General features: G+C 65.7%; 8 protein-coding genes. 4 read left to right on the top strand and 4 right to left on the bottom strand.

Going from position 1 to position 15,242, the window contains the following annotated elements; genetic code table 11:
- Positions 1-87: 87 nt before the first annotated feature.
- Entirely contained in the window at positions 88-1,290 is a 1,203-nt protein-coding gene (locus OEL49_RS09070; RefSeq protein ID WP_287874451.1) for a restriction endonuclease subunit S, read from the top strand.
- A complete protein-coding gene (locus tag OEL49_RS09065) occupies positions 1,287-2,906 on the top strand; it encodes a hypothetical protein (protein WP_287874450.1) in 1,620 nt (539 codons plus the stop codon). Before OEL49_RS09070 ends, OEL49_RS09065 begins: the two co-directional genes overlap by 4 nt.
- A gap of 840 nt (positions 2,907-3,746) precedes the next feature.
- Here the strand turns inward: OEL49_RS09065 and OEL49_RS09060 are convergent.
- Positions 3,747-4,667, bottom strand: coding sequence for a LysR family transcriptional regulator (locus OEL49_RS09060; RefSeq protein ID WP_014236111.1), 921 nt, complete (start codon positions 4,665-4,667; stop codon positions 3,747-3,749).
- A gap of 113 nt (positions 4,668-4,780) precedes the next feature.
- On the opposite strand from OEL49_RS09060, the gene OEL49_RS09055 reads away from it, so the two are divergent.
- Positions 4,781-5,995, top strand: a complete 1,215-nt coding sequence (locus tag OEL49_RS09055) for an MFS transporter (protein ID WP_287874449.1) — start codon at positions 4,781-4,783, stop codon at positions 5,993-5,995.
- A 63-nt stretch (positions 5,996-6,058) separates the two neighbouring features.
- Here the strand turns inward: OEL49_RS09055 and OEL49_RS09050 are convergent, their stop codons facing one another.
- A complete protein-coding gene (locus tag OEL49_RS09050) occupies positions 6,059-6,586 on the bottom strand; it encodes a DUF2242 domain-containing protein (protein WP_014236113.1) in 528 nt (175 codons plus the stop codon).
- Positions 6,587-6,707: 121 nt separating this feature from the next.
- Entirely contained in the window at positions 6,708-10,553 is a 3,846-nt protein-coding gene (locus OEL49_RS09045; RefSeq protein ID WP_287874447.1) for a PAS domain S-box protein, read from the bottom strand.
- Positions 10,554-10,694: 141 nt separating this feature from the next.
- Here OEL49_RS09045 and OEL49_RS09040 point away from each other — a divergent pair, with 141 nt between their 5' ends.
- Positions 10,695-11,798, top strand: a complete 1,104-nt coding sequence (locus OEL49_RS09040; protein ID WP_287874446.1) for an ABC transporter substrate-binding protein — start codon at positions 10,695-10,697, stop codon at positions 11,796-11,798.
- 6 nt (positions 11,799-11,804) lie between these two features.
- Here OEL49_RS09040 and OEL49_RS09035 read toward each other — a convergent pair whose 3' ends face one another.
- Positions 11,805-15,185 carry a bifunctional diguanylate cyclase/phosphodiesterase gene (locus tag OEL49_RS09035; protein WP_014236116.1) on the bottom strand — a complete coding sequence of 1,127 codons (3,381 nt, stop codon included), beginning with the start codon at positions 15,183-15,185 and terminating at the stop codon, positions 11,805-11,807.
- Between the last annotated feature and the right edge of the window lie 57 nt (positions 15,186-15,242).

The raw sequence follows: 15,242 nt of genomic DNA, 5'->3' as shown, positions 1-15,242 counted from the left end.
GTTCCCTTGGGCGAGTTGGCGGCATTCGTTCAGTACGGGATTTCGGAGCGAGCCAACACCTCGGGGTTGGGTGTGCCGATGATCCGTATGAACAACCTCCAAGCCAGTGGCTGGGACCTGCGCGACCTAAAGCACATCGAACTGGATAGTGTGCTTCTGGATCGCTACCGCTTGCTCAAGGGCGATCTTCTGTTCAATCGCACCAATTCGAAGGAGTTGGTCGGCAAATGCGAGGCCTTTGCCGAGGATGGCGATTGGGTTTTCGCGTCGTATCTGATTCGTGTTCGCTTGGACACGCAGCGCGCACTGCCTGGCTTTGTCGCCGCCTTCCTGAACTCGCCGGCCGGCCGTATCCAAATCGACCAGGTCAGCCGGCAGGTGGCAGGCATGTCAAACGTGAATGCCGAGGAATTGCGAGATTTGCTGATCCCATTGCCTGCCATCGAAGAGCAGCGGCGTTTATTGTCAGAATTGGACACCACCCGTATCGAGCGGGATCAGGCGCTGGCAAAGGCCAACGCCTTGCTGTCGTCACTCGACCGCTATTTACTTGATGCCCTAAGCATCTATCCTGAAGAGGAGCACCACCGGCTGTTCGCGGTTCGACTTGGTGAAGTGCGGAATCGACTGGATGCTGACTACCATAGCCCACGATTTCAACGGCTTCGCCAAGCCATCGAAGTTTCGAAGTACCCAACTTGTCGACTGGCCGAGGCGGCGGTGTATATGCGGTCCGGCTTTGCGGCCGGTCGTCAAGATCAGGCGCGCGGTGAGGATGCAGGGGTTCCACACTTGCGCCCACTCAACCTCAATGCTTGGGGTGAACTGTCCATTGTTGAAACGAAGCGCGTACCCGCAACTTCTGTGGGTGAAAGTGACTGCATCAAGCGCGGCGAAATCCTGTTCAACAACACTAATTCTGCAGAGTGGGTCGGGAAATCAGCAGTGTTTGATCTGGAGGAGCTTTGTGCTTGTTCCAACCACATGACGCGCATTTCACTACGGGCTGGCAACGACCCCTACTTCGTAGCTGCTCTGCTCAATGCATTCCGTGGCATTGGCTATTTTTCTGCACTCAGTACCTTCTTCAACAACCAGGCTGGGATCAACACCGCTACGCTGGGAAACCTGCGTATTCCCATTCCCGCCCTCAAGGTACAGCGCGAGATTGCCGAAGCCATCCGCAGTCGTAAACAACAAGCAGTACAGCTGCGAGCCCACGCCGATGCGGCTTGGCATGCAGCGAGAGAGCGCTTTGAGCAACAACTATTGAAGGGGCGCGTGGCATGATCCTCTCGGGAATTCTGCACACATCACTGGGGGGGTTCACGGTCATCCGTGGCGTCGCGCCGCTGGGCGAACTAGCACGCTGCTCGCGCTTTGACTCTGCTTATCAGCGCAATCTGATCGACACCCACCGCAGCGAAATCGAACAGTTTCTGGCCGACCGCCAGTTTCTGTTCTTCCCCGAGGTTGTGCTGTCGGCCTCGCTCAATTTTGACTATGCCAAAGCACGCGGCAAGAGTGTGCAGCCATTGGGTGACCTATTCACAGGCAAGGGCTTCACGTCCAATGTCGATGGACTGGCAGTGCGCGTGGCCAAGACCAAACTACCCAAGGGGTTGGAAGTAGTAGGTGGTAGCGCAGCACCCACGCTAGCCTTTATCGACATCCCCGAAGACCAGTTGGCGCACGATGACGGATTGCGCCTGTTTCGTATCGACGGCAACCACCGGTTAAGCGCGGCACGAGACCTGAAACAAGGTGATGCGACTTATCAGCTCGACACCCCCTTTTGCATCGTGCTGCATCAAGACCCCACCGAGAAGCAGCGTTTCGAGAAGGTGGTCTTCCATAACATCAATGCTAAGCAGATTCCGCTTACCTCGGAGGAAAACCTGCGCCTGATTCTGCAAACAGGTGACGGCTCATTGTTCAGCGACGAGGACCTGCTCACTAAGGCCAGTTTCGGCCCGGCCTATTGGCTGGCACGGTATCTACTCCCGGAGTTCAACGCTGAATTCCTGAGCGGTCTCAAAAAGCACTTTGATAACAAACACACGCTCGCCCTGGGCCTCGCCCAGTTCCTGATGGCCAAGCAAGTGATTCCCCTTGAAGCAGATGCGGCCGCTCTACAAGCCCAATTACCACGTGTTCGCGCTGCCCTGAAGGAGGTAAACATTGGCTACGAGGCCCATAGTGGGCAGCCCTTGCGGGATTCTGCTTGCCACGGCGTATTGACTGCCTTCGTTTACTTCGCGCTCAAGAACGAGGGGCGGCAACTGCCCGCTTTCACTCGCTGGATCGAAAGCAATCGCATAGACCGCCTGAGCCCAGCGACAACGACACGCGGCTTAGGCTACCACTACCACCTAGGTCGAACACAAGCAGTAGATGCAGCCAGTCTTGTAGACGTATTCGAGAGCGTGCTTACCGCCAGACAGCGGCAAATTTTCATCTCCATGGCATTCCGCGAGGAAACCAAGGAAACATTCGAGACCATTAAGAAGACGGTCAAGCAGATCAATGAGACGCGCCAACTGGATATCCGCCTGCGTGAGATTCGTATCGACCAGTTCAGCAAAGGGCACAGCTACACCATCGACGATGAAATTCTCAAGGTTATCGAAGGCTGCGGGTTGCTGATCGCCGACCTCACGTTCGGCAATCGCAACGTCTATCACGAGATCGGTTACCTGATGGGCCTCAATCGAGGCAAGGGCCTGGCGCACGACAACTTCATTCTGATCGCCGACAAAAAGACGCGCGGCTCAGAGCTTGAAAGCGATATTGGCTTCAACCTTAAGAGTTGGCAGCAACTTCGCTTCGAAAGCACGCGGCAGCTTGAAGAGGCACTGACTGAAAGTATTGAAATATTCTACGGATTGTGTGGTGCCGGTGCTTGATCCTTGAGGCGGCCTACCTGTCTTTCAGTCACCTTTCGTTATGCAGCCTTCGTCTGCAAGGCCAGTGCTCAAATCGGAAAACGAGCGACAGTAGAGGGGGCTTCCCGGCAGAGTGTGCAAAGCGGTCATCGATTGGGCGGCAGGTAACTGGAATATGGCTGTCCGATTTTTGTTAGAGGCTTAAGGTCGGCTTAGGCCGATATCCTGCAGGCCGTATCAAAATTCATAAGAATCCCGCCTTCCCCCAAAGGGGGAAAGCGGGATTCTGGAGCAGGGGCCTAATCAACCTTTTGCAGGTACAGGCGAGCTGATCAAGCGCTTACGCAAAAGCGTTTTGCCCGCCGTCGGCGCAGCAACTGCCGGGGGGCTTGCCGGCACACTCACCCTGCCATGCTGCCGCGCCGCAAGCCAATCCTCAACGGTGGCAACGTCATAGCGGATCGTGTGCCGGCCGATCACCAGGTGCGGCGGCAATTGGCCTTCGTCCCCGGCACGCAGGCGCTCGATGGTGGAAGCCGATAAGCCCAGCCGTTTAGTGAGCTAGGAAGTGGGTTGCAGGGTGTTGATGGTCATGTGGTCCTTCTAGGTGACAAAGCCGGTAACTACCGGTTTTCCCCGACAGAGGCAGGCGCTAGAGTCCTCTGTTTCACGCCCATATCATCCCTTTGGGAGCACCCCACCAGCGCTAACTGACCTACCCGCCAACGCCCTGCAGAAGCCCGTGATCCTCAGCGATCACGGGCTTTTCTGTTTATGGGGCCACGAAAGGATGCACAGCATGAGTACTACCCCTATCTACCTGCATCTCTCTACCTTGACCGCGCCAAAGACAGGCCTTTTTCATTTCCACCCCTGCCGCCACGGCGGTACCGGCGTCAGGGCTGCTTCCAGTTCTGCCAGGAATACCTTGACCTTGGGCAGGCGGATGCGGCTGGGGGTGTAGCAGGCGTAGAGGTGGCGGCCGAAGCGGACCTGGGGTTCGTGGTCGGGCAGGACCCGGATCAGGCGGCCGTCGGCCAGGGCCGGGGCGCACAGGAAGTCGGGCAGGATGCCGATGCCCTGGCCGGCGAGGATGGCGTCTTCCAGGCATTCCAGATTGTTGTAGCGCAGGGGGCTGTGGATGGGCACCCGGATCTCGGCTCCTTCCCGGTCGGTCAGGCGCCAGTGGCCATCGTCGGTGAACAGGTAGCTGAAGCAGCGGTGCAGGGGCAGGTCCTGGGGCGTCTGGGGCGTGCCGTGGGCGGCCAGGTAGGCGGGGGCGGCGCAGAGGTGGCGTTCCAGTTGCAGCAGGGGGCGGGCCACGGCGTCTTCGGGCGGGGCCTTGGTCAGGCGCAGGGCCAGGTCGATGCGGTCGGCCACCAGGTCCACCAGCTGGTCGGTGAGTACCAGCTCACATTCCAGGCCCGGGTATTTCTCGACCATGGACGGCAGCAGGGGGGCGATGTAGCGGCGGCCGAAGGCCAGGGTGGCGCTGATGCGCAGCACGCCCTGAGGCGTTTCGCCCAGGTGGCGCAGGGCCAGTTCGGCGCTGTCCACCGCTTCCAGGGCGCGGCGGGCATGCTGGAGGAAGACTTCGCCGGCGGGGGTCAGGCTGAGGCGGCGGGTGGCCCGCTCGAACAGGCGCTGGCCGAGGGATCGTTCCAGGTCGCCGATCTGCTTGCTGACCTGGGCCCGGGTGCAGTCGAGTTGCCGGGCGGCGGCAGCCATGCTGCCGCTTTCGACGACCTTGAGGAAACTGTGCCAACTGGGAAGCCAGGCCATGGTGTCAATGATCCGTTGACGTTGATGCGGGCATTATGGGCTGTTTCGTCGCCGATTTGCTGACTAGAGTGGAATCCGATTGATTTGGTCCGTACGGGCCGGGAAGGATTGCCATGTTTCGTACCCTGAGCCGGCCGGAAGTGCTGGTGACCACCCTGGCGGCGGCCGGTATTCTCATGGTGACCATGGGTGCCCGGCAGTCCCTCGGCCTCTTCGTCGCACCCCTCAATACCCACACCGGCCTGGGCATCGCCAGCATCAGCCTGGCCATGGCGGTGGGCCAGTTCACCTGGGGCGCCATCCAGCCCGTGGCGGGGGCCGTGGCCGACCGCTACGGCGCCCGGGCGGTGCTCATCGGCGGCCTGCTGGTGCTCGCGGTCGGCAGTGCCCTGACGCCCTTCATGGATTCGGGCCTGGGCCTGATCTTTTCCATCGGCCTGCTGTCGGCCATGGGGGCCGGTGCCGGCAGCTTTTCCGTGCTCATCGGCGCCGCCGCCCAGCGCCTGCCGGTGGAGGCCCGGGGCGCCGCCTCCGGGGTCATCAACGCCGGCGGCTCCTTCGGCCAGTTCGTCTTCGCCCCCATCCTGCAGCGCCTGATCCAGAGCGTCGGCTGGATGGGCGCCCTGTGGGCCATGGCCATTGCCACCCTGGCGGCCCTGCCCCTGGTGGGCCGTCTGGCGGGGGCTCCGCCGGCCCATGCCCCGACAGCGGCCACTGGCGGCGGTCTTGGCCAGGCGGTGAAGGAGGCCATGGGCGACCGCAGCTACCTGCTGCTGCATGCCGGCTTTTTCACCTGCGGCTTCCACATCGCCTTCCTCGTCACCCACCTGCCCGGCGAGGTGAACCTGTGCGGACTGCCGCCCTCGGTGGCCAGTTGGTCCCTGGCCATCATCGGCCTGGCCAACATCTTCGGCAGCCTCTACGCCGGCTCCTGTGTGGCCCGCTACCGCAGCAAGTACATCCTGGCGGCCATGTACGCCTCCCGCGCCCTGCTCATCATCTGGTACCTGATGATGCCGCGCACGGAATGGACCTACTACCTGTTCGCCGCCGGCCTCGGCTTTACCTGGCTGGCCACGGTGCCGCCGACGGCGGCCATCGTCGGCAAGCTTTTCGGCGTTCGCTACCTGGGCACCCTGTTCGGCCTGACCCTGCTCTCGCACCAGATCGGCGGCTTTCTCGGCGCCTACCTGGGGGGGCTGACCCTGACCCGCTTCGGCGACTACGGCTGGATGTGGTACGCCGACATCGCCCTGGCTGCGGCCGCCGCCCTGGTGAACCTGCCGATCCGGGAAAAGCCGGTGCAGCCCGTGGCCCAGCCGGCCTGAGTCACCGCCGCAAAGCACAAAGGCCAGCCCGGCAGGCTGGCCTTTGTTTTTGGCGCGGCGCGTTCAGTTGTTGTTGCTGCCGCCGTCCAGGCTGTCGATGAGGGCGAAGAGGCGCTTGTAGAAGTCCGGGTCGGCGATGGTTTCCTCGCCCACCTTGACCAGGGAATCCTTGTCCGCCACCCAGGGCAGGGAGATGGAGCCGATGCCGGTGACGCTGAGGCCGGCGCTGCTGCTGCCGGCCTTGAGGGCGAAGCGGGTCTGGCGGGCGTTGGCGTAGATGACGGTGCCGACGTTGCTGGGCAGGCATACCAGGCTGATGGAAAGGCGCATGCCGTAATCGGCCTCGGGCTGGAACAGTTTTTCGCCGCGGATGCTCTCCGGCTTGGTCTCTTCCACCTGGTAGCCCTGGCTGAGCAGGGCCCGGCGCCCCAGTTCGCAGGCGTTGGCGGGAACCCGGGTGCTCCAGTATTCGAAGGGGGAATTGCTGTCGAAGGACTCGTGCTTGTAGGCCGGCGTGGGGCGGGAGGCGCAGCCCGCCAGCAGCAATCCGCTCAGGGTGAGTAAGACAAGGGGGCGGAAAGAAAAACGCATGGGGTTCTGGTGCCGGGAAAGACGGTTGCTGAAACGGTTGCCGAAGGCAGAATCTTAGATCATCCGGGCCGTTTCGGGGCGTTGCGACAACTTCCTTTACATGTTTTGGCGCCGGGGCCGCCTAGCCTGCGCCGGCCGGCTGGACCGCCTCCCGGGTGGCCGCCTCGAGCAGGCTCAGGGCCCGGTCGAAATCGAAGTACTCGATGGCCTGGTCGATCTGGGGGCCCCAGGCGCCGAGCAGGGGCAGCAGCAGGTGTGCGGACTGCTGCCAGAGCAGGCTGGCCTGCATGTCGTCGCCGGCCAGCAGCGTGTGCAGCCGGTTGAGCAGTTGGGCCTGTTCCCCGTTGGCGCCGTTGCCGGGCGTCGGCACTATTGCCGGGGTGCGGGCCGGCAGCCAGCGCAGCAGGGCCTGGTAGAGCACCTCGGGGACCACCGGCTTGGCCACGAAGTCGTTCATGCCGGCTTCCAGGCAACGCGCCCGGTCTTCGGCGAAGGCGCCGGCAGTCATGGCCAGGATGGGCAGGTCGGCGCAGCCGGGCAGCTCCCGGATGGCCCGGGTGGCCTGCAGGCCGTCCAGGTGGGGCATGTTCACATCCATCAGCACCAGGTCGAAGCCGCCGGACTGGGCCAGGCTCACCGCCTGGTGCCCGTCCTCGGCCACGCTGACGGCCAGGCCGGCATCGTGCAGCAGGTCCTGGGCCACCTCCTGGTTGAGGGCGTTGTCTTCCGCCAGGAGGATGCGGCAGCCGCCGTGGCGGGCGCGCAGGCGGGCCGGCAGTTCCTGCTCCGCAGTTGCGGCGGTGGTGCCGGCCGCGGTGTCCGCCACCTCCAGGCGCAGGCTGATCCAGAAGATGCTGCCCTGGCCCGGCTTGCTGTCCACCCCGATGTCGCCGCCCATGAGCCGGATCAGGCGCTTGCTGATGGCCAGGCCCAGGCCCGTGCCGCCGTACTTGCGGGTGGTGGAGTTGTCGGCCTGCTCGAAGGCCTGGAACAGGGCGGCCTGCTGCTCCGGGGCGATGCCGATGCCCTGGTCCGCCACCTCCAGGCGCAGCTCCACCTGGCTCTGGCTGCGGCTGAGCAGGCGGGCGCCCAGGGTGATGTGGCCCTGGTCGGAGAACTTCACCGCATTGCTGAGGAAGTTCACCAGGATCTGCTGCAGGCGCATGGCGTCGCCCCGCAGGACGGGGGGCAGGGCCGGGTCGAGGTGCCGCTCCAGGCGCAGGCCCTTGGCTTCCAGCTGGGGCCGCAGCAGGTTTTCCGCATTGTCGAAGAGGCGCGCCAGGGGGAAGTCCTGCAGGTCCAGATGCAGCTTCTCGGCCTCGATCTTGGACAGGTCCAGGATGTCGTTGATGATGTTGAGCAGATGGGTGGCGGCACCGTGGATCTTGTCCACCCGCTCCCGGGCCCGGGCATCGCCCACCTCCCGCCCCAGCAGGTGGGAGAGGCCGAGGATGGCGTTCATGGGGGTGCGGATCTCGTGGCTCATGTTGGCTAGGAAGGCGCTCTTGGCCCGGCTGGCGCTCTCCGCCTCGTCCCGGGCTTCGGCCAGCTCCATGGTGCGGGCGTGCACCAGCTCCTCCAGGTGGTGGCGGTGCTGTTCCAGCTCCTGTTCCAGGCGCAGGCGGAAGGTGATGTCCCGGTGCAGGCACAGCACATAGGCCTGGCCTTCCCACTCGACACGGCTGGCGCTCACTTCGACGTTGAAGGTGCGGCCGTCCTTGTGGCGGTGCACGGTCTGGAAGAACTCGCCGCCCTTGCTCAGGGCCCGCAACATGGCGGTGATCTGTTCCCGGGGAATCGCCGCGTCCCAGTCCCACACGTGGAGCCGTTCCATTTCCTCCGGCGTGTAGCCGAGCATGGCCGCCATGGCCGGATTGGCTTCGGCCACGGCGCCGTCCTCGGTGAGCAGCACCAGGCCGTCCCGGCTGTGCTCGAACAGGGCCCGGCGCATGGAAACCTCGCTGGCCATGGCCCGGGCCTGCTCCTTGCGCTCGGTGATGTCGCGCCAGACGGAGGCGCAGCCGAGGCGCCCGTCCATTTCCACCCGCCGGTTGCTGACCCAGAAGTCCCGCACCTGGCCGTCCTTGCGCCGCAGGCGGGTTTCCGTGCTGTGCTGGCCGTCCCGGATGACGGCGGCCAGGGCCTGGCGGACCTGCTGCGGGTCCATCTCCGCCTCCAGGTCGGCGATGGAGAGTCCGGCCAGTTCCTCCCGGGTGTAGCCCAGGCTGGCGCAGGTCATGTCGTTGAATTCGATGAAGCGGCCGCTCTCGGCGTCGATCAGGCAGATGCTCTCCGGCGCCTGGGCGGCGATGGCACTGAAGATGTCCTCCCGCTCGCGCAGGGCGCTGCGGGTCTGCAGGCGGCCGATGGCGTCACCGAGGCGCTGGGCGATGCTTTCCTGCAGGGTCCGCTCCTCCGGCAGCAGGGCCGTGTCGTGCTCGCCGTCGGGCTGGCACAGCACCGTCAGGGTGCCCTGGTCGCCTCCCGGGGTGCGGAAGGTGACCCGGTGGCCGCCGGTTGCGGCCGGGTGGCCCGGGGTGGCGTAACGGACACCGCCGAACTCGATGCAGGCGAAGGTCTGCCGGGGCCAGCGCCAGCCCGGCGGAATGAGGCCCACCACCCGTTCCAGGATTTCCCCCAGGCCCAGGGCCGGGTCTTCAGTGACCCGGGATATTTCGTAGAGGCAGGCCAGTTCCTGCATGCGTTTGCGCAGCACCCATTCGGTATGGGCCCGGGCCTTCTCCTTGGCATCCAGGGCATCGAGCAGGGCGTCGAAATGGCCGGCCAGCTGGCCGATCTCGTCCTCTTCCTCCATGCGCCCGACCCGGGCCAGGGTGTGGCCCTGGCCGAAGTCGGTCATGGCGTCGCGGATGCGCTGCAGGCGGTCGGTGAGGCGGCGGGATTTCTTCAGGAAGACATAGGTGAGCAGCAACATGCTCAGGCCCAGCACCAGCGAAATGCCGCCCAGGAGCAGGTGCTTCTCGTTCTGGTAGTAGGTTTCCGGAAAGCCGGAGTAAATCATGCCGATGCGCCGCCCCTCGCCGTCGAGCAGGGCCTGGTAGCCGGCGATCTGCCAGCTGTCCACCACCCGGGCCCGCCGCACCCAGGTGCTGCCTTCTTCCAGCACCGCCTGATTGACCTCGGTACTGGCCCGGGTGCCCAGGGCCCGCTGGCCGTTGGCCAGCTGCACGTTGGTGGCGACGCGGATGTCGTCGAGGAACAGGGTGGCGGTGCCGCTGTCGCCGCCCGGCAGGGTGCCCACCGGGAAAACCACCTCCCGGATGTTGTCGATCAGGGCCAGGTTGTTGTTGAGCAGGATGCCGCCGAAGAGGATGGCATCTCCGTAATCGCCGCTGAGGGGCAGGTGGGCGGCGGCGTTGATGAGCAGGCCCCGGGTCTCCGCCTCGCCCTTCGGCGCCCCCGCCACCTCGACCCGGGCCCGGGCGGGAAAGCGGGAGCCGAGGCGGGCCAGCTGTTCCGCATCGAAGCGCTCGTAGGCCGATACCGGCAGTCCGGTCAGCACCTGGCGCACGACAAAGGAGCGGGGCAGGCGGGTGCCGGGCATGGCATCGGTGCTGGCGGCGATGATCTGGCCGTCCTCGGTGGCGACGATGAGATAGTCCAGGCCCGCCGATTCGGCCCACACGTCGAGCACCTTGCCCAGGGTCGGGTCGTTGCCGCGGTGGGCCTTGAGCAACTGGGGCAGGCGTTCGGAGAGTGCCTGCTGCAGCACCTGCTGGCCGGAGCGGTTGCGGATCTGCTCCAGATAGTTGCGGGTGCTGATCAGATGGGCGTGGGCATTGGCCTCCAGCAGTTCGTCGAAACGCTGGCCGCCCACCACCAGCACGGCCATGATCACCGGCAGGGTGACGAGCATGGGCACCAGGCCCAGCACCACCAGGCGGATGTGCAGGGAGCGGCGCCAGGCCCGCTGCCAGCGGGAAAGGATGTGTGGGTGCAAGGCCATGATGGGCACCGGGGCGACGGCCGGGCGGCCGCCGGGGTTAGGTGAATGATCTGCCGTCTATTATCTTAGTATTATCAGAATCTTTCGGCGACCATGCGTGGAATTAGTGCATGGTCCCAACCACCAAAGCGGAGCTTTCCCATGCGCAAGCCCCTGGCTGCCCTGATTCTCCTCGGTACCCTGCTGCTGGCCGCTTGCGGCGAACCGGAGCCGGTGCGCATCGGCTTTCTCGGTGGTCTTTCCGACCGCAATACGGATGTGGGGGATGCCGGGTGCAACGGCGTCATCCTGGCGGTCGAGCAGTGGAATCGGGAAGGCGGCATCCAGGGCCGCCCCATCGAGCTGATCGCCCGGGACGATGCCCAGAAGGCCGAGACTGCTGCCCGGGCGGCGGCGGAGCTGGGCCAGGCGCGGGTGGAGGCGGTGATCGGCCCCTTCACCTCGGCCATGGCGGCGGCGGCCGTGCCGGTGCTGGCTCGCAGCGACACCCTGCTGATCAGTCCGACCCTCAGCGCCATGGCCTTTTACGCCAAGGACGACAACCTGGTGCGCATCAACCGCAGCACCCGGGACAATGCCGGCGACTACGCTCGCATGCTTTACCAGCGGGGCCAGCGCCGCGTCGCCGTGGCCTACGACACCCGCAACCGGGTCTTTTCCGAATCCTGGCTGGAGGAGTTCCGCCGCGCCTTCACTAGCGGTGGCGGCACCATCGTCGCCGAAGCGGCCTACGACTCCCAGCCCGACACGGATTTCGCCCAGGTGGTGCGGCGCCTGCTCAGGAACGACCCGGACGGCCTGCTCTACATCGCCGGTGCCATCGATGTGGCCCGCCTGGCCCAGCAGTCGCGCCGGCAGGCGCCCCGGCTGCCCATTGCCGCCTCGGAATGGGCGGCGTCGGAACAGCTGACCGAACTGGGGGGCTCCCTGGTGGAAGGGCTGCTGATCCTGCAGAACTACAACCGCTATGACGAATCCCCCCGCTACGTGGCCTTCCGCGACGCCTTTGCCCAGCGCTTCCAGCGCCTGCCGGGCTACAGCGCGGTGGCGGCCTACGATGCGGCGACGGTGCTGTTCACCGCCCTCAGCCGGCGCCAGCGGGGCGACAGCGTCAAGGCGGCGGTGCTCAAGTACGGCCCCTACCAGGGCCTGCAGCAGCAGATCAGTTTCGACGCCTTCGGCGATACCACGCGGCAGGCCTTTTTCACCGAGATCCAGCAGGGGCGCTTCGTCCTGGTGCGCTGATCCCCTTCAGGCGCGGCGTTGCTGCATCCAGGCGGTGAAGTCCGCCGCCGGCATGGGCCGGCCGAACAGATAGCCCTGGCCCTGGTCGCAGCCGGCGCCGCGCAGGAATTCCAGCTGCTCCTGGGTCTCGATGCCTTCGGCGGTGATATGGAATCCCAGGGAGTGGCCGAGGGCGATGATGGCGCGGGCGATGGCCACGTCGTTGGCGTTGTGGGGCAGGTCGGCGACGAAGGCCCGGTCGATCTTCAGGTGGTTGATGGGCAGCACCTTGAGATAGGCCAGGGAGGAATAGCCGGTGCCGAAGTCGTCCACCGCCGTGGTCACCCCCAGGGTCTGGATGTCGCACAGCACCTGCCGGGCATGGTTGGGGCTTTCCATGATCAGGCTTTCGGTCACTTCCACCTCCAGGGCAGTGGCCGGCAGACCGTGCTTTTCCAGGGCCTGGCGCAGGGTCGCCGCATAGTCGCTGCGCTCGATCTGCAGGGCCGCCACATTGACGGCGATGCGCCCGGCCAGCAGGCCCCGGTCCGCCCACTGGCGGGCCTGGCGGCAGACCTGGTCGAGCACCAGTTCGCCGATGGGCACGATCAGACCGGTGCGCTCGGCCAGGGGGATGAACTCGGCCGGCGACACCAGACCCCGGGCCGGGTCGCGCCAGCGCAGCAGGGCCTCGGCGCCGCACAGGCTGCCGTCGGCCAGTTCCAGCTTGGGCTGGTACCAGACCTCGAATTCCCCTTCTTCCAGGGCCCGGCGCAGGGAGCGTTCCTGAGTCAGCCGTTCCTGGGCGCGGCGGGTCATGTCGGCCTGGTAGAAGCGGTAGCTGTTGCGGCCCCCTTCCTTGGCCCCGTACATGGCGGTGTCGGCATTGCGCACCAGGGCTTCCGGCGTGTCGCCGTCGAGAGGGGCGATGGCGATGCCGATGCTGGTGGTGACCAGGGCGGCGGTACCGTCCAGGTCGAAGGGTTCCTGCAGGGCCTGCAGCAGCTTCTTCACCACACTGATGGCGTCGGTGCCCTGGGCCAGGTTGTTGAGGATGATGGCGAACTCGTCGCCTCCCAGGCGGGACACCGTGTCCTCCACCCGCACGCATTCCTTGAAGCGGTGGGCCGCCTGCTGCAGCAGCAGGTCGCCGGTGGGGTGGCCCAGGCTGTCGTTCACCGTCTTGAAGCCGTCCAGGTCCAGCAGCAGCACCGCCAGCTCCTGGCCGTAGCGCTGGGCCCGCTCCAGGGCGTGCTGCAGGCGGTCGTGGAAGAGGGTGCGGTTGGGCAGGCCGGTGAGGGGGTCGAAATGGGCCAGCCGCTCCAGTTCGTCCTGGGAATGCTTGATGGCGGAAATGTCGGAGAAGACGCCGACGTAATTGACCGGCTTGCCCTCCTGGTCGAGCACGGCATTGATGGTCAGCCACTCGGGGAAGAGGGCGCCGTTCTTGCGCCGGTTCCAGATCTCGCCGCGCCAGATGCCTGTGCTGGCCAGGGTCTCCCACATCAGGCGGTAGAACTCCGGTTCCTGGCGGTCCGAACGCAGCAGGCTGGGCAGCTGGCCCAGGGCTTCGGCGGCGGTGTAGCCGGTGATGTCGGTGAAGGCCTTGTTCACCGAGAGGATGACGCCCCGGGCGTCGGTGATCATGACCCCGTCGGCGGTGTTCTCCATGACCACTCCGGCCAGGCGCAGCTGTTCCGTGGTCTGCTTGATTTCCGTGATATCGGTGGAAATGCCGAGGACGCCCCGCAGGCTGCCGTCCGGCCCCGGTAGGGGGCATTTGGTGGTGAGGTAGGTGCGTTGCACGCCGCCGTCGAAGGCCTGCTCTTCGAAGCGCATGGGTTGGCCGGACTGCATCACCAGTTCGTCGTTGTGCCGGTGCTGCACGGCCAGGGCGGGGGAGATGAAGCTCTCCCGCAGCAGTCCTTCCACGGCGGCGCGGGGGCGGCCGATGACCTTCTCGAAGAGGCGGTTGCCCAGGCGCAGGCGGCCCTCCGTGTCGAACATGTAGATCAGGGAGGGGGCATGGTCCACGATGGCACCGAGCAGGCTGCGCTGCCGCTCCAGTTCTGCCTCGGCCTGCTTGCGCTCGGAGATGTCGCGCACCACGGCATGGAGCACCGGCAACTCGTTGAGCTGCATGGCGCTGAGGGTCACTTCCGCCGGGAACAGGCTGCCGTCGCAGCGCTGGTGGGTCCATTCGAAGCGGTGCAGGCCCCGGGCCACGGCGATTTCCATCATGGCCTTGGCCTTCTCCGCCGAGGTCTGGCCGTCGGGCTGCCGGGCCGGCGACAGGTCGATGGGGGAAATGCCCCGGAACTGGGAAAAGTCCTTGAAGCCGAACATCTCCAGGGCCGCCGCATTGGCCTCGGAGAAGCAGCCCTGGCGGACGATCCAGGTGGGGTCGGGGGAATGTTCGAAGAGGGTGCGGAAGCGCCCCTCGCTCTGGGCCAGGGAGGCCTGGATTTCCTTGCGCTCGGCAATTTCCCGGGACAGTTCCGCATTGCGCTCGCGGATGAAGCTGTTGCGCCCCATCAGCTGGGCGACGAAATAGAGCAGCAGCAGGGTGTTGCTCAGGGCCACCAGGAACAGGGGCGAGTGCAGCAGATTGGTGCTGGGCCAGCCCGCCTTGGGCAGGCCCGCCAGCTGCCAGGTGCCGCCCGGCACGCTGACGTTCATCAGCACCGGCTGCTGGCCGAATACCGTACTGTCGCCCCAGATCATGCCGCCGTCGGCGCCGTCCCCGTCCCGGCCGCGCAGGGCCAGGTTGAGGGGGCCTTCCCGCCCGATGCCGCCGACGTTGAGCAGGCGATCCACGTCGGCCACTATGGAGGCCACGCCCCAATAGCGGCTGCCGCCGGCCTTGTCGGTGATGAACACCGGCCGCCGGTGGATCAAGGCGCGGCCGCCCTGGACCAGATCCACCGGGCCGGCCAGGAGGGGGCCGCCCAGTTCCCGGGCACGGCGCACCGTGGCGAACTGCTCCGGCCGGGTGCTGTAGGCGAAGCCCAGGGCCCGCTCGTTGCCGGCCAGGGGATAGACCTGGCGGATGACGTCATCCGGTGCCAGGGCGATGTTGCGGATGTGGGGTACGGCGGCGATGGCCTGGGAGGCCATGCCGGCGAAGCGCTCGGGAGAGATGCTGCCGTCGTGGCGCAGCAGGTGCACGATGCCTTCAGTGATGCTGAAGGTGGCCATGATCTGGCCTTCCAGCCGGGCTCGCACGGCGGCCAGTTCGGCGGTGGCCTGGGTGCGGGCCTCGCTGGTGCGGCGGTCCACCTCCAGTTGGCCGAGGAGCAGGGCCAGGATGCTGCCCACCAGCAGCACTGCCGCCAGCAGGGCATAGCTGCCCGCTCCCAGCAGGCGAAAGGAGGCGCCGAACGCCGCGCCCGTCTTCACTTTCGCCATTGACTATCCCTTCCACCCTGGTTGATGCCCGACTGGGCCCGATGCTGGGTTTATAGC

The sequence above is a fragment of the Azospira sp. genome (assembly GCF_030247495.1).
GTDB lineage: Bacteria > Pseudomonadota > Gammaproteobacteria > Burkholderiales > Rhodocyclaceae > Azospira > Azospira oryzae.
The sequence above is the reverse complement of the archived record's forward strand: the minus strand, read 5'-3'. Positions and strand labels throughout refer to the sequence as shown.